Origin of the sequence: Ihuprevotella massiliensis (assembly GCA_900095835.1) — a bacterium.
Classification (GTDB): domain Bacteria; phylum Bacteroidota; class Bacteroidia; order Bacteroidales; family Bacteroidaceae; genus Alloprevotella; species Alloprevotella massiliensis.
In genome coordinates this window covers 109384-132573 of record LT608321.1, presented here as the reverse complement: position 1 = coordinate 132573, position 23190 = coordinate 109384, and the positions used below count along the sequence as shown (strand labels likewise).

Sequence of the window (23190 nt, the reverse complement as noted above, 5' to 3'; positions counted from 1 at the left end):
TCGAGATTGAAGCGATTTTTTTATACTCCCCATTTCTATGGCAGGCATCTACATTCACGTCCCATTTTGCGAAAAACGCTGCAGCTATTGTAGTTTTTACAGCACCATTCACGGCAAAAAAGAACGAGACGCTTTTGTCCGCAGTCTCGTTGCGGAGATGCAATACCGCAAAATAGATGAAACCATCCACACAGTCTATTTTGGGGGAGGCACTCCTTCGCAGTTGGATGCCGAAGAACTGGAACTATGCTTTGAAGCACTTCACCATATTTTCCAAATATCCCCAGAAGCGGAATTTACTTTTGAAGCAAACCCAGATGACATCACCGCAGAAAAAGCGCAACATCTTGCACAACTTGGTATAAATCGTGTGAGCCTTGGGGTACAGAGCTTCAATGATGCACAACTTCTCACCATCAACCGACGACATACAGCCCTACAAGCGCGAGAAGCCATTGACGTAGTGCACCAAGCTGGCATCGACAATCTCAGCATCGACTTAATGTTTGGGTTGCCACAGCAGACACTCTCCGATTGGCAGTGGGAACTACAACAAGCCTTTTCTCTCGACATCCAACATTTGTCAGCCTACGCCCTAACTTACGAAGAAGGCACTCCACTCTATTACGATCGTGCTAAGGGCAAAGTCAAGGAATGCGACGAGGAAACTTCGCTTGCTATGTTCCGCTTATTAACGGAGTCGGCACAAGAAGTTGGATTTGAACAATATGAAATCTCCAACTTCGCACGTCCTGGATTCCGCTCTCGGCATAATGCAAGCTATTGGCAAGGAATTCCGTATTTAGGCTTCGGACCTGGTGCCCATTCCTACGACGGTTCTTCCACTCGACGCTTCAATGAGCATAAACTTCGTGCCTACAATGCAGCAAGTATAGTAGACACTCCATTTGCCGATGTGCCCCATCAGCTCGAAATGCTCACCCCCGACGAACTTTACGACGAATTGATTCTCACACGTCTCCGCACCCGCGAGGGAATATCTCTGAACGAACTAAGCGAACATCGCAAATCCTATCTCCTACGTACAGCACAAACCTTCCTCAGTCGCGGACTTCTAATGCTCACATCCGACAACCGCTTGCAACTCACACACGCAGGTGTCTTTGTGTCCGATGACATCATGGGAGAACTTATGTGGCCGTAGTTATTTCAATAAACAATATAGGACGGTGCTACTGCAAAATTGTGGTAAATCCATTCCTCAACACTAAGAAAAGACTTGCAAGGATAGTCAGAATGGCTTACTTTTGCGAATATATCACTATAAAAAGCTATACAAATGGAAAAGAAAATAGTTCTAGCCCTCTTTTTATCAGCTTTCCTTGCCCAAGGTAAGGCCAGCAATGTAGCAGGTTTCCCACAACCCATAGCTCCAGCCGCAAGCATGGCTTCAGCGGCTCAGCCTGTTGATTTGACCACTGCAGCAGAAACTGCTACGCAGTCTGTGGTCTATATCAAGGTGTCTAGCACCAGTCGCCAATCACAGGTGCAAGAATTCGATCCATTTTCTGATTTCTTCGGAGATTTCTTTGGACGTGGTCAACGCAGTCCACAACAACGCCAAACCCCCAAGCGCAGTGGAGCGGGTTCTGGAGTTATTCTCACAGCAGACGGCTACATTGTCACCAATAATCACGTGGTGGAAGATGCTGACGAAATCCTCGTAAAGCTCAATGACAATCGTGAATATAAAGGACGAATCATCGGACTAGACAAGAGTTCTGACCTCGCACTCCTCAAGATAGAAGCAAAAGATTTGAAACCTATCACCGTAGGAAGCAGTGACAACTTGAAAGTAGGCGAATGGGTGCTTGCCATTGGCAACCCTTATGGCTTTACTTCCACAGTGACAGCCGGTATCGTCAGTGCTAAGGCACGCTCACTCCAAGGTAGTAACACCATCGAAAGTTTCATCCAAACTGATGCAGCCATCAACCCTGGAAACTCAGGTGGTGCGCTTGTCAATGTGAAAGGTGAATTGGTGGGAATCAATGCGATGCTCTATTCACAAACAGGCTCATACTCAGGATACGGCTTCGCCATTCCTACTACCATCATGAACAAAGTGGTAAAGGATCTCCGCGAGTTTGGCGCAGTGCAACGCGCACTTCTTGGTGTAGCAGGTACCGACGTATCAACTTATATCGATGCTCAAAAAGAAAAAGGTAAAGACACTGATTTAGGCGTACTTACAGGATTCTATATTGAAGAAGTAACTGCCGATGGAGCTGCAGAGGAAGCTGGTTTGAAACGCGGGGATGTCATCACAGAAATTGACGGAAAGAAGATTGAAAAGTATGGCAATTTGCAAGAGCTCTTGGCTAGTCACCGTCCTGGGGACAAAGTTCGTGTCACCTATGTGCGCAAGAAAAAGACATACACCGCCACACTCACACTGCGCAATGTACAAGGCACAACTTCTAAGATAGAGAGTGTGGATCAAGAGTCCATGGGTGCTGCTCTTCGTGCGCTTTCTGATGCTGAAAAAGCTGAACTTGGATTGAAAAATGGCATCATTGTGAGCAGTATCAAGGCAGGAAAACTTCAAGATGCAGGACTCAGCAAGGGTATCATCATCACGCAAGTGAACGACAAAGTGATAAACTCTGTTGCAGACTTTGAAGAAGCCGTGAAGGCAGCCAATATGAGCAGCGATCGCGTACTTTGGATTCGCGCAAAAACTCAAAGCGGACTTAATCGTTCTTACACTGTTGAACTGGGTGATGCCAAAACTTCTATCAAGAAAAAGAAGTAACCTTCTTTATCGCCACAAATACGCCCCTCCGATTCGAGGAACAAAAAGAGAGAAATTCCCAGTGAGTTTCTCTCTTTCATTTTTGATTTTAACACAAAATCCGGCGTTTTTTCGAGCACTCTATACTTAAGATAGAATCTATCGACTTCTCAGCGCATTAAAAAATGCGATTTCACACCTAGATTTGAAGAAATTGCCGAATTCATCAGAGATTTCAGTACTTTTTCTCCCACGTTTTCCCCAAAAAACTCCCCCCAATAGAGAAAAAGCTCCGTGGTTTTCAAAATTTTCTCGGACATTTTTCAGAATATCTCCTACGTTTTCTCTTGGACTCTCTGACAAATGCCCTAGAACTGCTTTTGAGTAGAAATAGAAACCACGAAAGAGCATCATAAGATTTCCATTTCTCTACTAAATTTTGTCTTTATGATTCGCGATTTTAACATAAGACGCCCACACTAAATAGGCACATATCCCATGCAACTGACGACGATTCTCTCTATAAGACTACAAAATTTCGTCAAAACCTTCACACAGAAATCCACAAACAACCCAAAATACGCTCGAAAATGTTTTGCACCCTCAGCAGAAATGCGTAAATTTGCACCCTAAATAGTGTATCATGAAGAAGACTCTCCTCCTGCTGCTTCTCATGGTTGCGGTTTTCGCTTCATGCTCTAACTACGAAAAGTTGCTGCAGTCAAGCGATTATACCCAAAGATACGAAGCAGCGAAGCAATACTACTACGCAGGTAGCTACACCAAAGCAAGTACGCTGCTTACCGACCTCATAGCTGGTGCTAAAGGCACGGACCGCGCAGAAGAAGCCCTGTTCTTATTGGGCATGTCTGCCTATCGCGACAAAGAATACGACGCTGCGGCTGGCTATTTCAAAAAGTATTATGAGACATATCCTCGTGGATACTATGTGGAAGAAGCCCATTTTTATGCTGGTGTTGCCCTATACGAGAATACTCCTGAGCCAGAATTGGACCAAAGCGATACGTACAAAGCCATCACCGAATTCCAGAAGTTTACTGAGGATTATCCTGATAGCCGTTATCGCAAAGAAGCTACTCGCCTCATCTTTGTGATGCAAGACAAGCTCATCGAAAAAGAATATGCCGCAGCTAAGCTTTACTTTGACCTCGGCACCTATTTTGGAACAAGCAGTAGCAGCAGTAGTGGTAACAACTACGAAGCTTGCGTCGTAACAGCTCAGAATGCGATTAGCGATTTCCCCTATAGTGAACGCCGAGAAGACTTTGCCATTCTCATTGTTCGTGCCAAGTTTGAACTTGCCGAACAGAGTGTAGAATCTAAAAAAGTGGAGCGATTCCAAAATGCCATTGACGAGTATCACGGTTTCGTGAACGAATATCCGAAATCAAAGTTCTTGCCCAAAGCAACTTCGCTTTACAATCGCGCAAAAGCCTTTCTTGCTAAGCCTCAAAATGCAGCACAGTCGTAAATGACACGCACTTTTATGGGCACCCTTCTCAACATTGCATCTAAAAAATACTCTATACACATCATGGACTACAAGAAGTCGAAAGCTCCCACCAACACTGTGACTCACAACCTCATGGATTTGGCCGAAGAAACAGGCAATCTCTATGAAAGTTTGGTAATCATAGCTAAACGTGCCAACCAAATTTCGGCACAAATGAAAGAGGATCTCAACAAAAAACTCAAAGAGTTTGCCTCTAGCAACGACAACCTCGAAGAGACTTTCGAGAACCGTGAGCAAATCGAAATCTCACGTTACTACGAACGCCTCCCTAAGGCTACATTGATTGCTGCTGACGAATTCCTCCGCGGTAAGGTTTACTTCAAAAACCCTAACAAGGATCGTAACCAGCATCTCACTAAAGACTAAACAGTAGTTCCTACTGTCCTATCAAAATGAAGGTCTTTCTGCGTCGTAATTGACCTGAAAGACCTTTCATTTTATGAGTTCTATTGTCTTGTATAGCACAATAGCTCCTTCACGCTTTAGTTATAGTGCTCAAACTTTTTTGCTTTGTCTCCTGCGACTCTTGGTTTCCCAGTATTCTAGCAATAAAGTCTCGACACAGCTACAATAAAAAGTGAAGGTCCTCATAAAGAAGCAAGCAACGACTGTAGAACTTTTACCAGTTTTCCCAAGACTGAACTCAATTATCTTCTTAGTTTTCATACAGACTTATCCCCATTCACCATGATTCAACGCATCCAATCTCTCTATCTTTTCATGGCTATCGTTCTAATGGTTCTGTCATTCTTCCTCCCTGTATGGGCATGGACTGATAGTTCAGACGTACTAACGAGCTATTTACTCTATAATTATGGCATTAGCTCCACACAGCCTTGTTACTCAGCTCCACTGCTCTACCCTGCTTTACTGAGCTTCTTTGCAGCTCTCTCCGTTCTGCTTTACGGTTGGGCATTTTTCTCTTTCAAGAACTTGAGTAAAGCGGTGAAACTTGTGACCTTTGCCCTCCTCAGCACCGTTGGTTATTTGGCTTGCTTAGGCTTTATAGTGTACGACATGGGTTTTACCCAACAATTGTCGGGCAACATTCCACAACTAGGCACCATTTTCCCTGCCATAGCCTTTGTACAAGGTGTAATGGCGCTCCGCGCCATCCGTCGCGACCAAGCCTTGCTTCGCTCTGCTGATCGCCTCCGCTAAGACTCACCCCCACAATAAACACAAATAACGCTTCCCTAGATGCGATGCAGAGCTTCTGCAAGGCTATCTAGACAAGGCTTTGTTTGATAGGAACCTTACGCTATGAATAAAGTAATGCTCATTGGTAACGTGGGAAAAGACCCAGAAGTACGTTACATCGACAATGGAGTTTGCACCGCAAAAGTGGCTTTAGCCACCAACACTCCTGGTTACACGCTCCCTAACGGCACACAAGTGCCTGATCGCGCTGAATGGCACAATCTTCTCTTCTGGCGAAAATTAGCAGAAGTGGTGGAACGCTATGTGCGCAAAGGAGACAAGCTCTACGTTGAAGGCGAACTCCGCACCCGCAACTACACCGACCATCAAGGGGTGGTACGCTATATCACTGAAATTTGGGTGAACAACATGGAGATGCTCACTCCTAAACAGCAGTCCAACCAAAACAATACGGCTACAGCTGCTCCTGAAACACCCAAAACAGAAGCGCCATTTTAATTCGATGCTAATAGGGCTTAGTGCTCTAGAAGTTCAAACTTCGATATCACTTTTTATGGACTGATTGAGGTTTATGCCCAAATTCGCAACTCTATCTTCCGACAATGCCAACATTTGGTTGTGGCAACTCACAGAGTCGCCCGAACAACTGTTGGCATTGTTGGCTACGCACCCCGATTACGCTCCCCAAGCACAATCCTTTCGCTCGACGCAACGCCAACGCGAATGGCTAGCCACGCGCGCCTTATTGCATGGTGTGCTGGGAGATGACCTGCGAATTGCCTATGATAAAGATGGAGCGCCACGACTCGTAAACATAAACCAAGAGCAGATTTCCCAAGACTCTTCCTATATGCAAGATGAGGAGCAAGGACTCCCTGCAATAAGTATCTCGCATTCTCATCAATGGGTTGCCATTGCTTTAGCCACCTCTAAACACTCTATTGGTCTTGATTTGGAAATTGTAAGTGAGAAAGCAGGAAGAGTGCAACATAAGTTTTTGACACAAGAGGAACAGCTGCTTATTTCTCCCACTCTCTCACCTACAGCTCTATGGTGCGCTAAAGAAGCTACTTATAAACTCTGCAACGATTCTGGTCTTCTTTTCTTAGAACAAATGAGACTATACAAGAAAGAAGAACAACTCTTGATGGAATTGCCGACCTTACAGCGCACAGCAAGCATAGAAATTGGAACATTTGAGGATTGTGCCTTTGCACTTGCGAAGTTTGTAGAGTAATCGCCTACTTGTTCTACACCACTCTATCCCTTCATATACAGAAAAGCCTTGAAGAAGTTCGCTGACTTCTTCAAGGCTTTTGCTATTTCATCATTTAAGCAGGAGCGCTGTTCCTACTTCGGGGGAGTAAGTGGGTGGTAGGTTATTCCATTTGTATAACTTGTGGAGCTTGATACCATAGCGTTGGGCTATGCTATACATAGACTCACCTGAAACAACTACGTGGTAGGTGTCGCGAATAGGCCTTGCTACACGACTTTTCTTCTTCGTTAGATATACAACCTCTCCACGAGATAATTGATAATGCTTGTCTACTTCATTGTAATTGCGGAGCTTGCGTTCTGATAGTCCCATGTCGCGTGCTATACTCTCGAAGGTATCACCAGGTCCCACCACAACGTAGACGAGATCGTTGCAAAGGTAAAGACGGCGTGCTGCCAATTCTGCTCTGCGCTCTGCCTCACGCTGGCGAGGGGTCTCTTGACTTCGTTGGTAACGGTCGTATTGTGCAAGATCATATCGCTCAATGACTCCAATCAACAACTCTGCATATCTGGGATTTGTGGCATAACCACACTCTTTCAATCCTCGTGCCCAGGCTCGATAGTCGTAGAAATCGAGGGAAAAGAGCGGACTATATCTCTTGCGCCCTGCCAAAAAGAGAGAATGATCTTCATAGCTTTCAGCAGCAGAATTGTACTTTCTAAACTGCTCGTTAGGCGCATCATCGGAACGCAATACAAAAGGTCCGGTCCAAGTTCCGCCTGTTTTGATACCGAAATGGTTGTTAGCTGTTGTGGCTAACATGGAACGGCCTGCACTACTCTCCAAAAGGCCTTGCGCCAAAGTGATGCTCGCAGGAATGCGATAACGCAACATCTGGTCAATAGCCATAGACTTATACGTCTCGATATACTGTCGATATGCCTCAGTCTGAGCAAATATAGAAAAGATACTCAGACAAAATAAAGCGCAAGATAATAGAAATCGATGCATACAATAACTCTTTTGCTACAAAGTTACGATTTTTCGAAGAAGCTGAACGAACTCTTGCTGGTAAAATATGCAAAGCAAGCACTTTAACCCAAATTGGTCATTAGATTCTGAACTGATTTCATTGGATTGTTGAGCAGATGGTTGGTTGTGAGTTCGAAAGCGTAGCGGGCTACGTCGAGAACTCACAAGCAACAAGATGCCAACAAGAAAAAGGAAGATGGTAGGAAGTTATCTTCTCTATAACGAATTGCACTATAACAGTCTAATGACCGATTGGGGGGGGTATGTAAAGAAATGGACGGAACTTCACTCAAATTGCAGTGCAAACAAAAATAGCTTCCCCAAAAGGCGACTTTGTCTGAGATATTATATGAATGTCTGCAGTCGTCTTCTGGGAAAGCAAAGTAAAAAAAGAGTACGCGTGATAAACCGCCTAGAGAAACGAAGAACTAGTTGAGCGGATGCGTCATATCTTCAGGACGTACCCATTTATCGAAATCTTCAGCCGTAACGTAGCCCAAACGCACAGCTTCTTCTTTCAATGTGGTTCCATTCTTATGCGCAGTTTGAGCAATCTCCGCAGCCTTATAATAGCCGATTTTCGTGTTGAGAGCAGTGACAAGCATCAAACTATTATTGAGCAATTCCTTAATACGAGGATGATTAGGCTCAATCCCATCTACGAGATGCTCTGTAAATGAAACGGCTGCATCACCCAAAAGTTGAGCACTGTGTAGGAAGTTAGCCGCCATCACAGGTTTGAAAACATTTAATTCAAAATGTCCTTGCATACCGCCAACAGCAATGGCTGTATCATTGCCAATCACTTGCGCGCACACCATTGTCAAAGCCTCAGCCTGCGTTGGATTTACCTTACCAGGCATAATTGAAGAGCCGGGTTCATTTGCTGGGATAATTATTTCGCCGATTCCACTGCGTGGACCTGAAGCAAGCAAACGAATGTCGTTGGCAATCTTATTCAGAGAAACAGCCACTTGTTTCAAAGCCCCGTGAGTTTCTACCACAGCATCGTGTGCTGCAAGAGCTTCAAACTTATTTTCAGCCGTTACAAAAGGAAGACCAGTAAATTCTGCAATGAAACGCGCAACGGTTACATCATAATCTTTAGGCGTATTGAGCCCCGTTCCCACTGCTGTACCTCCCAAAGCCAACTCTGAGAGATGTGGCAAAGTGTGTTCGATGGCGCGAATGCCGTGAGCTACTTGCGCTGCATATCCACTGAACTCTTGTCCCAAAGTCAAAGGAGTAGCATCCATTAAATGCGTTCTACCAATCTTCACCACGTCCTTCATTGCTTCTGCTTTGGCAGCGAGCGCAGTTTGCAGTTTGCGTAAGCCAGGAAGTGTCACTTCAACCACTTTTTTGTAGCAGGCAATATGCATTCCGGTAGGGAAAGTGTCGTTAGAAGACTGTGATTTGTTTACGTCATCGTTGGGCTGCAAAGTCTTCTCTCCTTCACCAATGACTTTTCCAGCCAATTGATGAGCACGATTTGCAATCACTTCATTGACATTCATATTGCTTTGCGTGCCAGAGCCCGTTTGCCAAATTACCAGAGGGAACTGTTCGTTCAACTTTCCTGCAAGAATTTCATCGCAAACCTGCGCGATGAGATCACGTTTTTCAAGAGGGAGGACTCCCAAAGCGTGATTAGCATAAGCAGCACCTTTTTTGAGATAGGCAAAACCTTCAATGATTTCGTGCGGCATAGAAGCAGGAACACCAATTTTGAAATTGTTGCGAGAGCGTTCTGTTTGTGCACCCCAAAGTTTGTCGGCAGGTACTTTCACCTCGCCAAGGGTGTCTTTCTCAATGCGATATTCCATAATTTATGGTTTTAGAATGTGCGATAATGAAGATAGAAGTCTACAAATCTTCGAAAGATAGCAGGTTGGGAGTTTTCAGGCAAACAACAAAGGCGACTGAGTTGCCTCAGTCGCCTTTAGTATGAGATAGAAAATCGATGGAGACAATGTCGCAGTAGAACTTTCTAGAAGTCTATTGCTGTCTGCCTATGTCCTTCGATTAAGATAAATGCGTCGGGGCGACAGGATTCGAACCTGCGACCCCCTGGTCCCAAACCAGGTGCGCTACCAACTGCGCTACGCCCCGCGGTTATCGTTTAACCGAGTGCAAAAGTACGCACTTTATTTGAACCTTCCAAATTTTCGAACAACTTTCTTTCAAAAACTACTCAAATTTGATGGCTTTTGATGGCTGAATACGAGAAACCATGTAACTAGGGAGCACCAAAGCAAGCGTGGTAAGCACTAAAGTGCCGACATTTACCAAGACTATTGCCCAGAGATTGATCTCGACTGGCACAGTTTCTACATAATAGTTGGCAGGATCTAGATGAATCAAGCCGTATTTCTGCTGAATCAACAAGAGACCAATCGTCACTACGTCGCCAATGAGCAAGCCGCGAACGATGATAAATCCAGCAAAATGCAAAAAGACATTGCGGATTTTCGTGTTGGTAGCTCCCATAGCTTTGAGCACACCAATGGTTTGTGTACGTTCGAGGATGAGAATAAACAAACCACTCACCATCGTGAAGCCAGAAACGCAGAGCATCAGTACAAGGATTACCATCATATTAAAGTCTAACAACTGCAACCATGAGAAGATGGAAGCATAATGATCGACAATGCTGAATGCCTTTCGAGCGTGCGAGACCTCATCATTGAGTTGCGAGCAGAGTCGTTCAACTTGTGGCAACGTCTGGTCAATAGCATCCATCCCTTTTAGGCGCACTTCTATGACTGTAGCCTCGTCCCCTTCCCAATGATTGAGCTTACGCACGGTGTTGAGGTCTGTGATGACAAAAGTTTTGTCAAAGATGGCCATGTTGGACTGATAGATACCACAGACTTTGAAACGACGCATCTTGATGGTCTCTTCAAAGAAATAAGCAAAAACTCTGTCACCCACCTTCAAATTAAGCTCATCGGCTTGCCTACGTGAGAGAAGAATCTCATTGCTAGCAGAAGATGTGACGCCATCTTCGGGAGTAACTACCGCCCCCTCAGCAGCGCTCCGCTTGGGCAAGCGACCTTCCACCAGACTATTCGCCAGAAAAGTGGTATCATAGTCAGCAGGAATGCCCTTAAGCGTTATACCCATGTAGTCATTCTTCGTCTTTAGGATACCCATCTTCTGAGCAATCGGAGCAACCCCGCGCACTTCTGGGATGCGCTTTAGACTATTTATGAGCTGCGTATCTGCATGGACAGGATAAGCATCGGGGGCTGCTAATGAACTCACATCAAGAATCTCGATGTGACTGCCAAAGCCCTCTACTTTTTTGGTAATTTCTTGCTTAAACCCTAGGATGATGCCAACAGAAAGTAGCATCACGATGAGCCCAATAGCCACACCTGTTGTGGCTATCGTGGTAGTAAGATGAGAGGCACGGCGTTGTTCAGAACCAACGTTGCTAAAGAATCGCCGTGCAACAAAGAAAGGAAAATTCATGAGTTCCTATTTCTTATCAGAAAATGCTTCTATTTTAGATAGTACGTGGCAGTATATAGAGATAAATTTCTCATTTACATAAGAATACTTCCATTTATATGTGAGAATGTTTCCATTTATATATGAAAACCCTCCTATTTATATATAGAACGCTTCCATATAATCTGCCACATCTTTAAAGACTTATTCCTCTACTCTGCCAGGATAAGCCTCCAAAGCATGTTTTAACACAACAAGTGCTCGAGCTAAATCCTCCTTATTGAGTACGTAAGCAATGCGCACTTGGTCTTTTCCTGCGCCAGGTGTGGTGTAGAAGCCTGCCGCTGGGGCGAGCATTACAGTTTCTCCCTCATAATCGAAGTCGCTTAAGCACCATGCACAGAATTTTTCTGCATCATCCACTGGTAATCGTGCGACTGTATAGAACGCGCCCATAGGAATTGGGCTGTACACACCAGGGATTATGTTTAAGCCATCAATCAAGCAATTTCGACGCTCCACATATTCATCATACATTTCGCGCATATACTCTTTGGGGGTATCGATGGAAGCCTCTGCCACTAACTGTCCAAGAAGCGGAGGAGACAATCGAGCTTGGCAAAACTTCATTACGGCATTGCGCACTTCTTCGTTCTTTGAGATTAAAGCTCCCACTCTGATGCCGCATTCTGAATAGCGTTTCGACACCGAATCAATGAGCACCACGTTTTGCTCTACTCCTTCCAAATGGCAAGCACTGATATAGGGTGAGCCTGTGTAGATAAATTCGCGATACACTTCATCCGAAAAGAGATACAAATCATATTTCTTGACTAAATCTCTAATCTGATTCATTTCTCTACGCGTGTAAAGATACCCCGTTGGGTTATTCGGGTTGCAAATTAAGATAGCGCGCGTGTGCTCGTTGATGAGTTCTTCAAACTTCTCCACGGCTGGCAAAGCAAAACCGTCTTCAATGGTGGTGGAAATCGTACGAATCCTTGCGCCAGCCGAAATGGCAAACGCCATATAATTGGCATACGCGGGCTCAGGTACGATTATTTCATCACCAGGATTGAGACAGGAGAGGAAAGCAAAGAGCACCGCTTCTGACCCTCCCGTAGTGATGATAATATCATCCACAGAAAGTTCGATATCGTAATGAGCATAGTACTTCACTAACTTCTCACGATAGGAAAGAAATCCTTGAGAAGGGGAATACTCTAGGACACTACGGTCGATATGACGTAACACTTCCAGCCCCACCTCAGGAGTTTTAAGGTCGGGCTGTCCGATGTTGAGATGATAAATCTTGGTGCCACGTGCTTCTGCTTCCGTGGCTAATGGTGCCAATTTACGGATGGGCGACTGCGGCATCTCGATGGCGCGTTCTGATATATGTGGCATGTCTAATTAAAAGTTTGAGGTTTCACGACATTGTACAGCAATGCAATGCTACACTCCGGCTATTGCTCTGTTTTTTGTCCCTTTTCTTTGAACACCGAAAGGAAAGCTTTTGGCGTAGGTGTTTCAAAATGAAGACGCTCGTTGGTGATGGGGTGATAAAAATCCAAGCGATAGGCATGGAGACACAAGCGACCTACAGGATCATCTCCATTTCCGTATTTAATATCTCCACAAACAGGGTGTCCTAAGTCTTGAAGATGCACACGAATTTGGTTCTTTCGACCAGTCTCTAGTTTGAGTTCAACCAAAGAATAACCATTTCCGGTGCGTAATGTGCGAAAATGGGTGAGAGCATACTTACCGCCATTGTCAGTTGGCGAAGAATACGTGATATAAGCCTTATTGTCTTTGAGCCAACTCTCAACGACTCCCTTCTTTTGTTGCATTTCTCCAGAAGCCAAAGCGTAATAACGACGATCCGTTACGATTTGTCGCCAGTTATGTTCGAGAATCTGCTCAGCTTCTATGGTTTTAGCGTACACCAAAAGGCCAGAAGTGTCCCGGTCTAGGCGATGTACCACGTGAGCAGTGCATTTTTGGCGCGACTTACGAAAGTAATCATCTAAAACGGTCTTCACGCAAAACTGTCCTTGTGTAGATGCCATCGACAATATACCGATATTTTTCTCGATAACTATGATTTGCGCATCTTCATAGACGATTTTCAAGAACTTGCTTTGGAACTGCGTGCGAGGTTTCTGCTTAGAAATCTCTACCATCATCCCAGGTTGGAGCATAAAATCATGCTGCGACACGTTTTTCTTATCCACTCTTACTCCACCTCCAGCAAGGATGGCTTTGGCTTTTGAGCGGCTAATGCCGTCGAGACATTGCATGACATAAGGCAGAAGCTCCGAGGCTTCACGCACTTTGAAGAAGGTATATTTGGGCTTTCGTGGATTGAACATGTTCGTATTGAGCTAGTGTTTAGAAAGCAAAGATACAATTTGCTGTTGGAAACGACAAATAAAATGAGTACCATTCCCCGATGAGTGTTAAAAATGCACGTTTACACTCATTATTCCTGTCGTTTGTCTACCTATTCTTCCAAGTTTTCTATATCTTTGCCTTATACATCCACATTAAACATCGATAATTATGAACAAGATAGCCCTTACTTGCATTGCTCTTTGCGCTAGTTTAGCCGCAATGGCTCAAGACGATGTCTACTTCGTGCCTACCAAGAAGGCCATTCAAAAGGAACGTGAGGAGAATTTGGGCTACAGCCAAAGTCGAACTTACGAAGTCCCTGCAGAAGCATTCGAACACGACGACTGGGCGGAAGGACGTAGCAACGGAAATCGTGGCATCGACGAATACAATCGTCGCACCTCTCGCTATGGTCGCGGCAAGGATTCCCTTCGTAACTCACGTTCACGCTACGAAGATGACGCCCCATACACAGCTACGAGTCGCATTGTGCGCTTTCGTTCTCCAGGCATCACCATCGTCACATCACCTTATTATTACGACTACTACGACTTCGTAAGCTACGACCCATGGATTGATGACTGGGCATGGGGCGGTTGGCGCACGAGCTTCGACCCCTTCTTTTATAATCGTTGGGGCGGATGGTACTCCCCTTGGAGTTTCTCCTACAACTATTGGGGAAGTCCTTGGCGCTATGGCTGGTACGACAGCTATTGGCACTATGGTTGGGGCTCTCCCTACTACTATGGTGGCTGGTACTCTCCCTTCTACTACGATTCTCCTCGCTGGTACAGCTATTCACGTCCTGCACATAGCATCAGTTATGGCACAACCACAGGTCGCGACTCACGGGGTGGCGTCTTCAACAGTGCGACAAATGATTGGGGACGTGGTGTAGTTTATGGCAACACTCGCTCCAATGTATACTACAACCGCGATAACGCGCAGCATAACTACGGAGCTGGAGCCTCCTATCGTGGTAGCCGTGTCAACACAGACCGCATGAGTCGTGAAGAAAACGCTCGCTACAACAACTCTACTCGCGATTACGACTACGGTCGCTCCGGTGGTTCTGGTAGCACCAACACCTACCAAGGCAGCTACCAACGCAGTGGTAGCGTGTTTGGTAGTGGAAGCTACAACAGCAACAGCAACTCTGGTAGCACACGCTCCGGAGGTAGCTATTCTTCTGGTGGAGGTTATTCCGGTGGTGGTAGCTATTCTGGTGGTAACAGCGGAGGTAGCACCCGACAAGGTGGCACCATCGTTGGCGGACGTCGCTAATACCCTCCCATCCTTCAGGTGTTTCTTCTGTAGTTTTTTACTTTTGAGCGCCAATCGTCCCTACTCTTTTGAAAATTCTCACCTTGGTGTCAGTAGCGGCACCAAGGTGCACAAAAAGCAGATTCCATGAAGAAGCTCTATATTTCAGCAGTTCTTGCTAGTGCCTTTGTTGCATTACCAACCGCTGCTCAAGATATCTACAAAATTGAACAACTTTCGAGCACCGACCTCAATGGCGATGCTCGCTACATCGGCATGGGTGGTGCCATGAGTGCTCTAGGCGCCAACCTTTCTGCCATAAGCACCAACCCTGCTTCCTCGGCACTTTATCGAAAATCAGACTTTTCTGCCACAGCTAGTTTGCTCAATCAAAACAACCGTGCAAACAACCTCAGCAACTCTTCGGTACGTAACACCAAAGCGAGCTTAGACCAGATGGGATTTGTCTATTCCCTCTATCTTGATGGTGGCAATCTCCGTTTTGTGAACATGGGCTTCAATTATAAAAAGTCCAAGAACTTCTCCACCAATGGACTACTCAACATCGTACCTATGCCAGGTGGAAACAATCTCTCACAATCGTTGCTCATGCGACAATTGGCACAAAATGGAAATGGATGGCTTGACCTCAACAACTCTGGGGCACGCGCTAGCACTTCTCCCTATGCCAACTTGGGCTACGACGTCTTTATGATTGATCCTGTCTATGATAGCAACAAGCGCATCACAGACTACAAACATGGACAGGCTGACGCTTACCATCAAAGCCGACAAACCGAAGGAGGCATCCAAGCCTACGACTTCAACTTGGCTTTCAACTTCAACGATCGCTTCTATTTTGGCGCAAACCTCGGAGTTTACAGCGTGAATTACGAATCGTGGGGCAACTACGAAGAGCAAAACCTACGTGAAGATGGCAGTTATTTCACTAGTGCTTCTGGCGAACGCAAAACTTTCATCATAAAGCACTATGAACAAATGACAGGTTCTGGTGTTGATGCAAAGTTTGGTGTCATCGTTCGCCCATTGGCTGAAAGCAACTTCCGACTTGGACTTAGTGTCACCACACCCACTCTCTATTCGCTGGAAACCAACAGCCGTCTTCACATGTCTTCCCCCTACGGACACACAGAGACGACGTCCAATACTAAATACGAATACACAGAGAACCAAGTATCTGTGAGCAACGACTATCGCATTGTAGCCCCTTGGAAAGTCAACTTCAGTCTCGGTACTACAATAGGACGTCGCGTAGCTTTGGGAGCAGAATATGAAATTGTGGATCACACCACAGCTCAAGCGCGTCTGATTGACGATTATAACGGAGAATTTGAAAGGAGTTCCGGACACCAAGACGAAGCACTCCAAAACGAAATCGACAATCACTTGAGAGACATCCACACCCTCCGCTTGGGCATGGAAGTGCTTGCGACTCCCAATTTCTCCGTTAGAGCAGGTTACAACTTTGTGTCAAGTCCCTTTGCCAAGAATGCCTACTTAAACATGCTCGTAAATGGACAATCACGTCGCTATTCCACAGCAACTGACTATATCAACTACGGCAACACGCATCGTGCCACCTTTGGTTTAGGCTATCGCTCTGGAAACTTCTATCTTGACGCCGCTTTCCTCTACCAAACTCAATCGGCTGACATGTATGCTTTCCACTACAATAGCAACAGCCGCGCTACAGAAAACGAACTCCCTGCACAGCAACTCAATTTGCGTCGCAGCACAGTTACGCTTACTGCTGGTTTCCGCTTCTAAGCATCACATACTTTTATTCACAAATCCCTCGCAGGTCTTTTCAGACCCACGAGGGATTTTGTGCATTTGGTAGACTACTATAAGTTACAACCACGCATCTTTCATAGTAGCAAATTTGGGAAACTTAATGGAAATCAGACCTTTATTTTAACACTTAATTTCGCTCTCCAGTGGACGAGCTTCCATTTACGCTAATCTCCCCACGCTTACGGCAGAGTAAATGGAGTTACAAATCAAACTTACTGAGGCAAAAATCACGAAATTCCTAGGTATGAACCTTCAAAATCGAACTTTTCTCCCCTTCCATTACGATAGTCTGACCAAAATCTCCGATGTTTTAAAGGAAAATCTCCGACAAAAAATAGAAAACGTCGGAGTTTTTTCAAATTATCTCCGACGTTTTTTCCAATATCATTGAGAACTTCTCCCCACTATCCTATTTTTACCCATCATCAACGCATGTTCATTTCTAGAAGCCAAGAAAACTCTCCTCAAATCTCCGTTAGATTTTAACATTATCATCATCGATTTATACACAAAACGAGCCAACAACATCGATAGATTTCGATGTTACTGGCTCGTAACTTGTGGAGCATTCAGATTGGAGTCCCCCCACAGTAGGAATATATCGTCTTTGTCTACAACTTATCTGCGTAAGCAGCGATGGCACGCTCAGCTGTTTTGATAGCCTCATCTAAGGGGAAAGGCAGTTCTCCACCTGCAGCGTTGAAGTGTCCGCCGCCATTGAAAAACTCTGCAGCAAGAGCATTCGCAGGAAAGTCATCAACACTGCGCACCGAAATACGAATAACCTCCTTCTCCGTGTCTTCTCTCAAGCTAATGCTCAGACGCATTCCCTTAACTTTTAGAGGTTCGTTGACCAATCCTTCAGCATCCCCACGAATGTAATGGAAACGCTTCATCTCATCGCGCGTTATCGTGAAAATGCTTGCACGACTATCCTCATAGAACTTGAGTTTTTCAGTGAGAATATAAGAGAAGAAGCGGAGACGATTTTCCGACCAAGTGTTGTTGACATTGCGGTTAATTTTATCCTTGTCAATACCTTTGGTGAGAAGATGCGCTATAATGATAAAAATCTCAGGATCATTCGACGCATAAGAGAAGCCTCCAGTGTCGGTCATCATGCCACAATAGATGCAAGCTGCCGTGCTACGCTTCATTTTCTCAAAGCCCCCCAACTGATAGATGAGTTTGAACACCAATTCGCACGTGCTGCACGCCTTAGGTTCTGAGACAATGAACTCTGCACATGAAGTGTCAGGGTGCTCATGATGGTCAATCATGATGCGCTTGGCTTTACTCCTCTCCACCACAGGCGCGAAATCTTGCAGACGATGGAGCGCATTGAAATCGAGTAAGCAAATGAGATCTGCGTTTTGCACAGCTTGAGTGGCTGCAACGCGCATATCATCTTTGGAATAGTAGAGCACATTTTTAGCCCCAGGCAACCAACGAAGGAAATCAGGACAAGGTGTAGGGAGCACCACGGTGACACGCTTGCCCAACTGCATGAGATAGTCTGCCCAAGCGAGCGTAGACCCCATGGCATCACCATCAGGACCACGATGGGCAGTAATGACCACATTGCGCGCATCTTTGAGAATGCTCATCAATTTGAACAATTCGGCAGGCGAAAGAAGAGGAGAAATTTCCATAAAAGGAGGAGATATGTGGATATTATCCGAAGGCGGACAAAAGAAGTAGGAGTAAAACACCATGATGGTGCTCCACTCCTTTCTATTGATTAAGAGAGGAGGAATGAGAAAGGGGCTTGTTGTGAGTTGGTATCCGCAGTCGTCACAGCAAGCTGTCTTTTCTTCCTATTAAAGCCGAGCACTAGAGCGCCTTGAGGGCAGCAACTTCAGCCACGGGATCGGGAGCACCAAACACAGCACTACCGGCTACGAGCACATCGGCTCCAGCGTCAACGAGAAGTTTTCCCGTTTCGCGATTCACTCCACCATCGATTTCAATCAAAGCCTTTGAGCCTGTACGATCTAGGAGTTCGCGAAGTTTGCGAGTTTTCTCCACCATTGAGGGGATAAACTTCTGACCGCCAAAACCAGGATTCACACTCATGAGCATCACCAAATCAAGATCTAGAGCGATTTCCTCCAACACACTCACGGGAGTGTGAGGATTGAGCGTCACACCAGCCATCATACCTTCAGCCTTAATAGCCTGAATGACACGGTGCAAGTGAGTGCACGCTTCATAATGTACATTCATCACGCGAGCGCCCAGTGCTTTTACCTCTTTGATGAACTTTTCGGGCTGCACAATCATCAGATGAACGTCGAGAGGTTTTGTGGCATGCTTTGCCATAGCTTGCATCACGGGGAAACCAAAGCTGATGTTAGGCACAAAAACGCCGTCCATCACATCAAGATGGTACCAGTCACATTCACTGGCGTTGAGCATTTCAATATCGCGCTGCAGGTTACCAAAATCGGCACTCAGCAACGAGGGGGAAACCATAGTCATAGTGGAGTAATGTATTTAGGAGTCTTTTCTATTATTTTCTTCAGCACGTAATTGTTCGATATACATCAGTTCATCGATTGCCTGCTTTTCGCTATCGGGAAAGTCTAAGAGTGCTTGGAAAATCGCCTCAGCATCATCGAGTTTGCGCTGATCAATCAGCACATATCCCTTGCGACGCTGCAAGAATCTAAAGAAGGCTTGCAATCCCTCTTCTTCTTTTTCATCGGCTTCAAGGCGAGCCAATTCTTGTTCGATATTCTTAATGAGACGTTCGATGGTAGCCAAAGCTCGGAAGTCCTTGGTGTTGACCAAAAGGTTCACATATTCCGAAGCATAGCGCACCGAGTTCTGAGGATAAACGATGTCGAGATAGAAATATGCTCGCTCGTAAAGTTTGAGTTTTGCATAACAGAAACCGATAAAATAGCACACTTCATAGAAATGCTCACGAGCCGCCTTGTTCAATCCCTCGAAATTGACATTGAGCACACGGTAAGCATTTTCCAAATGTTGGAGTGCCTCGTAGAAACGCTTTGCATTGAAGTAACGACGTCCCCAATAGAGATTGAACCCTACATTGGGTACAACGCTCATGCCCATGAAACGCTGCTCTTCGGTGAGCTTATCTCCGCGACACAGCGCATCTTGTGCCTCTTGCCATTGATAACGAAACTCGGCTTCACGTTGTTCATGCTCTACATGGTCACGCACCATCAGGAAGCGATGCGTAAGATTTTTGCGCATCTCAGCCATGCTCGTTTCAGAGTTGACAGGCGACAGGGGCGAAGTAGGTTCGATGAAAAGCACACTCACGTAGTCACTATTCTCTACGCGGCTTTCCACATCAAGATGAATCACAAAAGTTTTTTCTTCCAGCTCGCCGACTGTTGCTAGAACTTGCAGCGTCACGGGAGATAAGACAGCATCCCCTTCGACATCTGCTCCATCCCCTAACGCATCCAACAAAACAAAATTAGAAATCTCTTCGTGGGAAGAGAGAGCAATCTCTATAGGACGACTAGAAATCGAAGCCGCTATTTCTGTGGAAGTGGCATCGTCTGAGGCATCATATATGGTTTTGCTCCATTGGGTCTGCATCGTTTGCAAACCGTGGAACCTGATTTGGCTTTCGTCTTCATAGAAGGTATGAAAGAGCTGAGCAATCGTATGCTGTGCAGTCGAATTGTCGCGCCAAGTTAGCTTGGGATGTTGATGCCATAATTCGAGTTCGCTCGAAAGATAACGCTCACGCAAAGAGAGTGCACTATTCTCTTCAAGGTCGGAATTGCCACTTTCGCTAATTGAGTGGAAGATTTGTCGAAAAAGGCGTGACATCTCAAAGGTGTGCTGCAACATACTTCCCAATTCATAGCTTTGTCGCTTATCATGGTCTGCCAAACGGAAATTGAAAACTAGGTGTGTATTGATTGCTTCCTCCTTAGGATTGATCGTGTAATAGGCTTTGAAATCGCCTTGTTTCAAGTTGAAGTCATTGCAAGCAAAACGCAAATTGTCGATTTGCGTGAGAGGCACTTCCGAAAAATAAGGGAAATGGATGTGGACAAAGGTGTGATGCGCATTTGCCACTAGGCGAAACCTACCTTGCTGAAAAGAGAATACATAATCTGCTTCACCTGGCACTTGCTCATTCTCTTGAATCTCCCACTGCACTTGCAGACTTTTTAGCAACAGCTTCACCGTTTTATGCACTTTCACTGGCGCGAGTGCAGAAGGAGACAAAGCAGAACTTGCAGAAAAGAGGGATTTAATCCAATGCCAATTCATGTGATGAAGCTATTGATGTGTGACGTTTTTAAGTATGAGAAGCACAGCATAGCCGTTTCTAACGAAGAAACAGATACCTTTTGCCGTCTTTAGTGAGCAAAAATACAAATTTATCGCGACATGCTCCCGAGAAACAAGAAAAATCACGTATTTTTGCGCATGATTACTAGCAAGGACATTTGCATCAATGAGAATATTTCACTTTTCTGCTTCGAGCGTTGTCTTTTTCCCTTGGAAATTTTGTCCAATTCAGCTTAATATCATTCCTTTACTTCCCATTATCATCCCTCTCCTTTCGACTCAATGATTCCAATAGAAGACTTTTTCCGCAATTCCGACACGAATGGGTATCAAATCTCGCCCGATGGTCTGCACATTTCGTTTATGGCTCCCTATGAGGATCGCATGAACATCTTTGTGCGCTCCGTTGATGATGCTGGTAATTTGGGTGAAATGAAACAACTGACCTACGAAACGGAACGCAGTGTGGGTGGTTATTTATGGGCAGACAATGAGCGTCTCTTGTTTGTCAAAGACACAGGCGGAGATGAGAATTATCAACTCTATGGTGTCTGTGTAGACGGCACTGACGAACGCGCTTACACGAACTTTCCGGGTGTGCGCACTTCTATTATTGACGAACTTGAAGACATTCGCGACGAGGTGATTATTGGTCTCAACCAACGCAATCCGGAAGTCTTTGACCCTTATCGTTTGAATCTTGCCACCGGGGAACTCACGATGTTGGCAGAAAACCCGGGGAACTACATGGGATGGATGACAGATCATGAGGGTAAGCTCAGAATGGCAACGGCAGTTGTAGACGGTGTAAACACACAGTTGCTCTATCGCGATCATGAAGAGGAGGAATTCCGCCCAATTCTCACCACGAACTTTAAGGAAGAGGTAAACATTTGCCTCTTTACACCCGATAATCTCCACGTTTGGGCGATTAGCAATCTCCATCGCGACAAGGCAGCGCTTGTGCTCATTGACCCTCGTACGGGCGAGGAATTGGAAGTGCTATACGAAAATGATCGTTACGATGTAACAACTTTGAGCTACTCACGCAAACGGAAACAATTGCTCGGTGCCTTCTGTTCGGGGCATCGTGAGCCCATTCGCCATTACTTTGACGAAGAAGCAGCACAAGAACGCGAGCGCATACAAGCTCATTTCCCTCAACAACGTGTGGGAGCTATGGGTAGTGACAAGTCTGAACGCAAAAAGTTGCTTTACGTTGGCGGAGATCGCACTCGCGGTTCTTACTATTTCTACAATCTCGACACAGACACTGTGACCCATTTGGCAGATGCTGCTCCTTGGCTCTCTGCAGACGATATGGTGGAAATGCATGCAGTGACCTACACCACCAGCGATGGCCTCACGATTGAAGGTTATTTGAGTTTACCGAAAGGCGCAAAGTTAGTGACATCCTCCGCCCAATCTGATAGCACATCAGCACTTTCTTCCTGTAGCACCGATAAAATTGATGCGGCTCTACCAACTGCGATAGAACAACTGTCTTTGGCAGACAATCACGCTCCGCTTCCACTAGTTGTGAATCCTCACGGTGGTCCGTGGGCTCGCGACAGTTGGGGATTTTCCTCAGAAGTACAATTCCTTTGTTCGCGTGGTTACGCTGTGTTCCAAATGAATTTCCGTGGTAGTACGGGATATGGCAGAGAGTTCCTCGAATCTAGCTACAAGCAATGGGGACTCAAGATGCAAGACGATATCACAGAAGGCGTGCAACACTTGGTAAACCAAGGCATTGCAGATCCCAAGCGTATCGCCATCTATGGAGGTTCCTACGGAGGTTATGCTGCTTTGGCAGGTGCATGCTTCACTCCACAGCTCTACCGTTGCGCCATTGACTACGTCGGTGTGTCTAATCTCTTCACTTTCATGCAGACCATCCCTCCATATTGGCGACCCATGCTAGAAATGATGTACGAACAAGTGGGACATCCCGAAGAAGATGAAGCACAACTGGCGGCTACTTCTCCAGCACTCCACGCAGACAAGATAGTTTGCCCGCTATTTGTGGCGCAAGGTGCTAATGATCCACGTGTGAACAAGGCAGAAAGTGATCAAATGGTGGAAGCTCTGCGCCAACGCGGTGTGGAAGTGGAATATATGGTCAAAGACAATGAAGGCCACGGTTTTGCGAACCAAGAAAATCGCTTTGACTTCTATCGTGCCATGGAGCGTTTCTTGGAGAAACATCTCAAAAGCGTTGGTTAATATATAGGTATAACCCAAAAACAATCGGGGCTGTTCCATATA

At 45.6% G+C, this 23190-nt stretch carries 18 protein-coding genes and 1 tRNA gene; 10 read left to right on the top strand and 9 right to left on the bottom strand.

Features of this window, described 5'->3' with window-relative positions; genetic code table 11:
* The first annotated feature begins 37 nt into the window (after window positions 1-37).
* The 7 genes from hemW (at window position 38) to BQ2633_RS00595 (ending at window position 6687) form a co-directional block, all read left to right on the top strand.
* Window positions 38-1165, top strand: coding sequence for a radical SAM family heme chaperone HemW (hemW, locus tag BQ2633_RS00630; protein ID WP_075564543.1), 1128 nt, complete (start codon window positions 38-40; stop codon window positions 1163-1165).
* A 135-nt stretch (window positions 1166-1300) separates the two neighbouring features.
* Complete coding sequence (locus tag BQ2633_RS00625) at window positions 1301-2776, top strand: Do family serine endopeptidase (protein WP_075564542.1); 1476 nt, start codon at window positions 1301-1303, stop codon at window positions 2774-2776.
* A 622-nt stretch (window positions 2777-3398) separates the two neighbouring features.
* The gene (locus tag BQ2633_RS00615; RefSeq protein WP_075564540.1) at window positions 3399-4247 is read left to right on the top strand and encodes an outer membrane protein assembly factor BamD; all 849 of its coding nucleotides are present in this window, start codon (window positions 3399-3401) and stop codon (window positions 4245-4247) included.
* Between the two features lie 63 nt (window positions 4248-4310).
* A complete protein-coding gene (locus tag BQ2633_RS00610; RefSeq protein ID WP_075567113.1) occupies window positions 4311-4655 on the top strand; it encodes a DNA-directed RNA polymerase subunit omega in 345 nt (114 codons plus the stop codon).
* 321 nt (window positions 4656-4976) lie between these two features.
* A complete protein-coding gene (locus BQ2633_RS00605; protein WP_075564539.1) occupies window positions 4977-5450 on the top strand; it encodes a DUF4293 domain-containing protein in 474 nt (157 codons plus the stop codon).
* Between the two features lie 102 nt (window positions 5451-5552).
* The gene (locus tag BQ2633_RS00600; RefSeq protein WP_075564538.1) at window positions 5553-5948 is read left to right on the top strand and encodes a single-stranded DNA-binding protein; all 396 of its coding nucleotides are present in this window, start codon (window positions 5553-5555) and stop codon (window positions 5946-5948) included.
* A 73-nt stretch (window positions 5949-6021) separates the two neighbouring features.
* Window positions 6022-6687, top strand: a complete 666-nt coding sequence (locus BQ2633_RS00595; protein ID WP_075564537.1) for a 4'-phosphopantetheinyl transferase family protein — start codon at window positions 6022-6024, stop codon at window positions 6685-6687.
* Between the two features lie 90 nt (window positions 6688-6777).
* Here BQ2633_RS00595 and BQ2633_RS00590 read toward each other — a convergent pair whose 3' ends face one another.
* The 6 genes from BQ2633_RS00590 to BQ2633_RS00560 form a co-directional block, all read right to left on the bottom strand.
* Window positions 6778-7683 (bottom strand): glucosaminidase domain-containing protein, encoded by a 906-nt coding sequence (locus BQ2633_RS00590; protein WP_075564536.1) that lies wholly within the window; start codon window positions 7681-7683, stop codon window positions 6778-6780.
* 449 nt (window positions 7684-8132) lie between these two features.
* Complete coding sequence (fumC, locus tag BQ2633_RS00580) at window positions 8133-9530, bottom strand: class II fumarate hydratase (RefSeq protein WP_075564535.1); 1398 nt, start codon at window positions 9528-9530, stop codon at window positions 8133-8135.
* A 213-nt stretch (window positions 9531-9743) separates the two neighbouring features.
* Window positions 9744-9816 (bottom strand) — tRNA-Pro (locus BQ2633_RS00575).
* Between the two features lie 78 nt (window positions 9817-9894).
* Window positions 9895-11181, bottom strand: coding sequence for an ABC transporter permease (locus BQ2633_RS00570; RefSeq protein ID WP_075564534.1), 1287 nt, complete (start codon window positions 11179-11181; stop codon window positions 9895-9897).
* Between the two features lie 183 nt (window positions 11182-11364).
* Window positions 11365-12567 carry a pyridoxal phosphate-dependent aminotransferase gene (locus BQ2633_RS00565; RefSeq protein WP_075564533.1) on the bottom strand — a complete coding sequence of 401 codons (1203 nt, stop codon included), beginning with the start codon at window positions 12565-12567 and terminating at the stop codon, window positions 11365-11367.
* Between the two features lie 59 nt (window positions 12568-12626).
* Window positions 12627-13535 carry an RluA family pseudouridine synthase gene (locus BQ2633_RS00560; protein ID WP_075564532.1) on the bottom strand — a complete coding sequence of 303 codons (909 nt, stop codon included), beginning with the start codon at window positions 13533-13535 and terminating at the stop codon, window positions 12627-12629.
* Between the two features lie 190 nt (window positions 13536-13725).
* Between BQ2633_RS00560 and BQ2633_RS00555 the strand changes: the two genes are divergently transcribed.
* Together BQ2633_RS00555 and BQ2633_RS00550 are read left to right on the top strand one after the other, a co-directional pair.
* A complete protein-coding gene (locus tag BQ2633_RS00555) occupies window positions 13726-14841 on the top strand; it encodes a hypothetical protein (RefSeq protein WP_075564531.1) in 1116 nt (371 codons plus the stop codon).
* A 126-nt stretch (window positions 14842-14967) separates the two neighbouring features.
* On the top strand, window positions 14968-16608 hold the full coding sequence (locus tag BQ2633_RS00550) for an OmpP1/FadL family transporter (protein ID WP_075564530.1): 1641 nt from the start codon (window positions 14968-14970) through the stop codon (window positions 16606-16608).
* 638 nt (window positions 16609-17246) lie between these two features.
* On the opposite strand, the gene BQ2633_RS00540 is transcribed toward BQ2633_RS00550, so the two are convergent.
* The 3 genes from BQ2633_RS00540 to BQ2633_RS00530 all read right to left on the bottom strand — a co-directional run bounded on the left by BQ2633_RS00540 (window position 17247) and on the right by BQ2633_RS00530 (window position 20901).
* A complete protein-coding gene (locus BQ2633_RS00540) occupies window positions 17247-18287 on the bottom strand; it encodes a DHH family phosphoesterase (protein WP_075564528.1) in 1041 nt (346 codons plus the stop codon).
* 181 nt (window positions 18288-18468) lie between these two features.
* Window positions 18469-19116 (bottom strand): ribulose-phosphate 3-epimerase, encoded by a 648-nt coding sequence (gene rpe, locus BQ2633_RS00535; protein ID WP_075564527.1) that lies wholly within the window; start codon window positions 19114-19116, stop codon window positions 18469-18471.
* Between the two features lie 15 nt (window positions 19117-19131).
* Window positions 19132-20901, bottom strand: coding sequence for a hypothetical protein (locus tag BQ2633_RS00530; protein ID WP_075564526.1), 1770 nt, complete (start codon window positions 20899-20901; stop codon window positions 19132-19134).
* Between the two features lie 303 nt (window positions 20902-21204).
* Here BQ2633_RS00530 and BQ2633_RS00525 point away from each other — a divergent pair, with 303 nt between their 5' ends.
* Window positions 21205-23148 carry a S9 family peptidase gene (locus BQ2633_RS00525; protein ID WP_075564525.1) on the top strand — a complete coding sequence of 648 codons (1944 nt, stop codon included), beginning with the start codon at window positions 21205-21207 and terminating at the stop codon, window positions 23146-23148.
* Window positions 23149-23190: the final 42 nt, after the last annotated feature.

Excerpts from the sequence above, each read along its gene's own strand:
- BQ2633_RS00550 (WP_075564530.1), top strand. The coding sequence starts at position 14,968 with ATGAAGAAGCTCTATATTTCAGCAGTTCTTGCTAGTGCCTTTGTTGCA.
- BQ2633_RS00555 (WP_075564531.1), top strand. The coding sequence starts at position 13,726 with ATGAACAAGATAGCCCTTACTTGCATTGCTCTTTGCGCTAGTTTAGCC.
- BQ2633_RS00625 (WP_075564542.1), top strand. The coding sequence starts at position 1,301 with ATGGAAAAGAAAATAGTTCTAGCCCTCTTTTTATCAGCTTTCCTTGCC.
- BQ2633_RS00530 (WP_075564526.1), bottom strand. The coding sequence starts at position 20,901 with ATGAATTGGCATTGGATTAAATCCCTCTTTTCTGCAAGTTCTGCTTTG.
- BQ2633_RS00610 (WP_075567113.1), top strand. The coding sequence starts at position 4,311 with ATGGACTACAAGAAGTCGAAAGCTCCCACCAACACTGTGACTCACAAC.
- BQ2633_RS00600 (WP_075564538.1), top strand. The coding sequence starts at position 5,553 with ATGAATAAAGTAATGCTCATTGGTAACGTGGGAAAAGACCCAGAAGTA.
- BQ2633_RS00590 (WP_075564536.1), bottom strand. The coding sequence starts at position 7,683 with ATGCATCGATTTCTATTATCTTGCGCTTTATTTTGTCTGAGTATCTTT.
- BQ2633_RS00540 (WP_075564528.1), bottom strand. The coding sequence starts at position 18,287 with ATGGAAATTTCTCCTCTTCTTTCGCCTGCCGAATTGTTCAAATTGATG.
- hemW (WP_075564543.1), top strand. The coding sequence starts at position 38 with ATGGCAGGCATCTACATTCACGTCCCATTTTGCGAAAAACGCTGCAGC.
- fumC (WP_075564535.1), bottom strand. The coding sequence starts at position 9,530 with ATGGAATATCGCATTGAGAAAGACACCCTTGGCGAGGTGAAAGTACCT.
- BQ2633_RS00605 (WP_075564539.1), top strand. The coding sequence starts at position 4,977 with ATGATTCAACGCATCCAATCTCTCTATCTTTTCATGGCTATCGTTCTA.
- rpe (WP_075564527.1), bottom strand. The coding sequence starts at position 19,116 with ATGACTATGGTTTCCCCCTCGTTGCTGAGTGCCGATTTTGGTAACCTG.
- BQ2633_RS00525 (WP_075564525.1), top strand. The coding sequence starts at position 21,205 with ATGATTCCAATAGAAGACTTTTTCCGCAATTCCGACACGAATGGGTAT.
- BQ2633_RS00565 (WP_075564533.1), bottom strand. The coding sequence starts at position 12,567 with ATGCCACATATATCAGAACGCGCCATCGAGATGCCGCAGTCGCCCATC.
- BQ2633_RS00615 (WP_075564540.1), top strand. The coding sequence starts at position 3,399 with ATGAAGAAGACTCTCCTCCTGCTGCTTCTCATGGTTGCGGTTTTCGCT.
- BQ2633_RS00560 (WP_075564532.1), bottom strand. The coding sequence starts at position 13,535 with ATGTTCAATCCACGAAAGCCCAAATATACCTTCTTCAAAGTGCGTGAA.
- BQ2633_RS00595 (WP_075564537.1), top strand. The coding sequence starts at position 6,022 with ATGCCCAAATTCGCAACTCTATCTTCCGACAATGCCAACATTTGGTTG.
- BQ2633_RS00570 (WP_075564534.1), bottom strand. The coding sequence starts at position 11,181 with ATGAATTTTCCTTTCTTTGTTGCACGGCGATTCTTTAGCAACGTTGGT.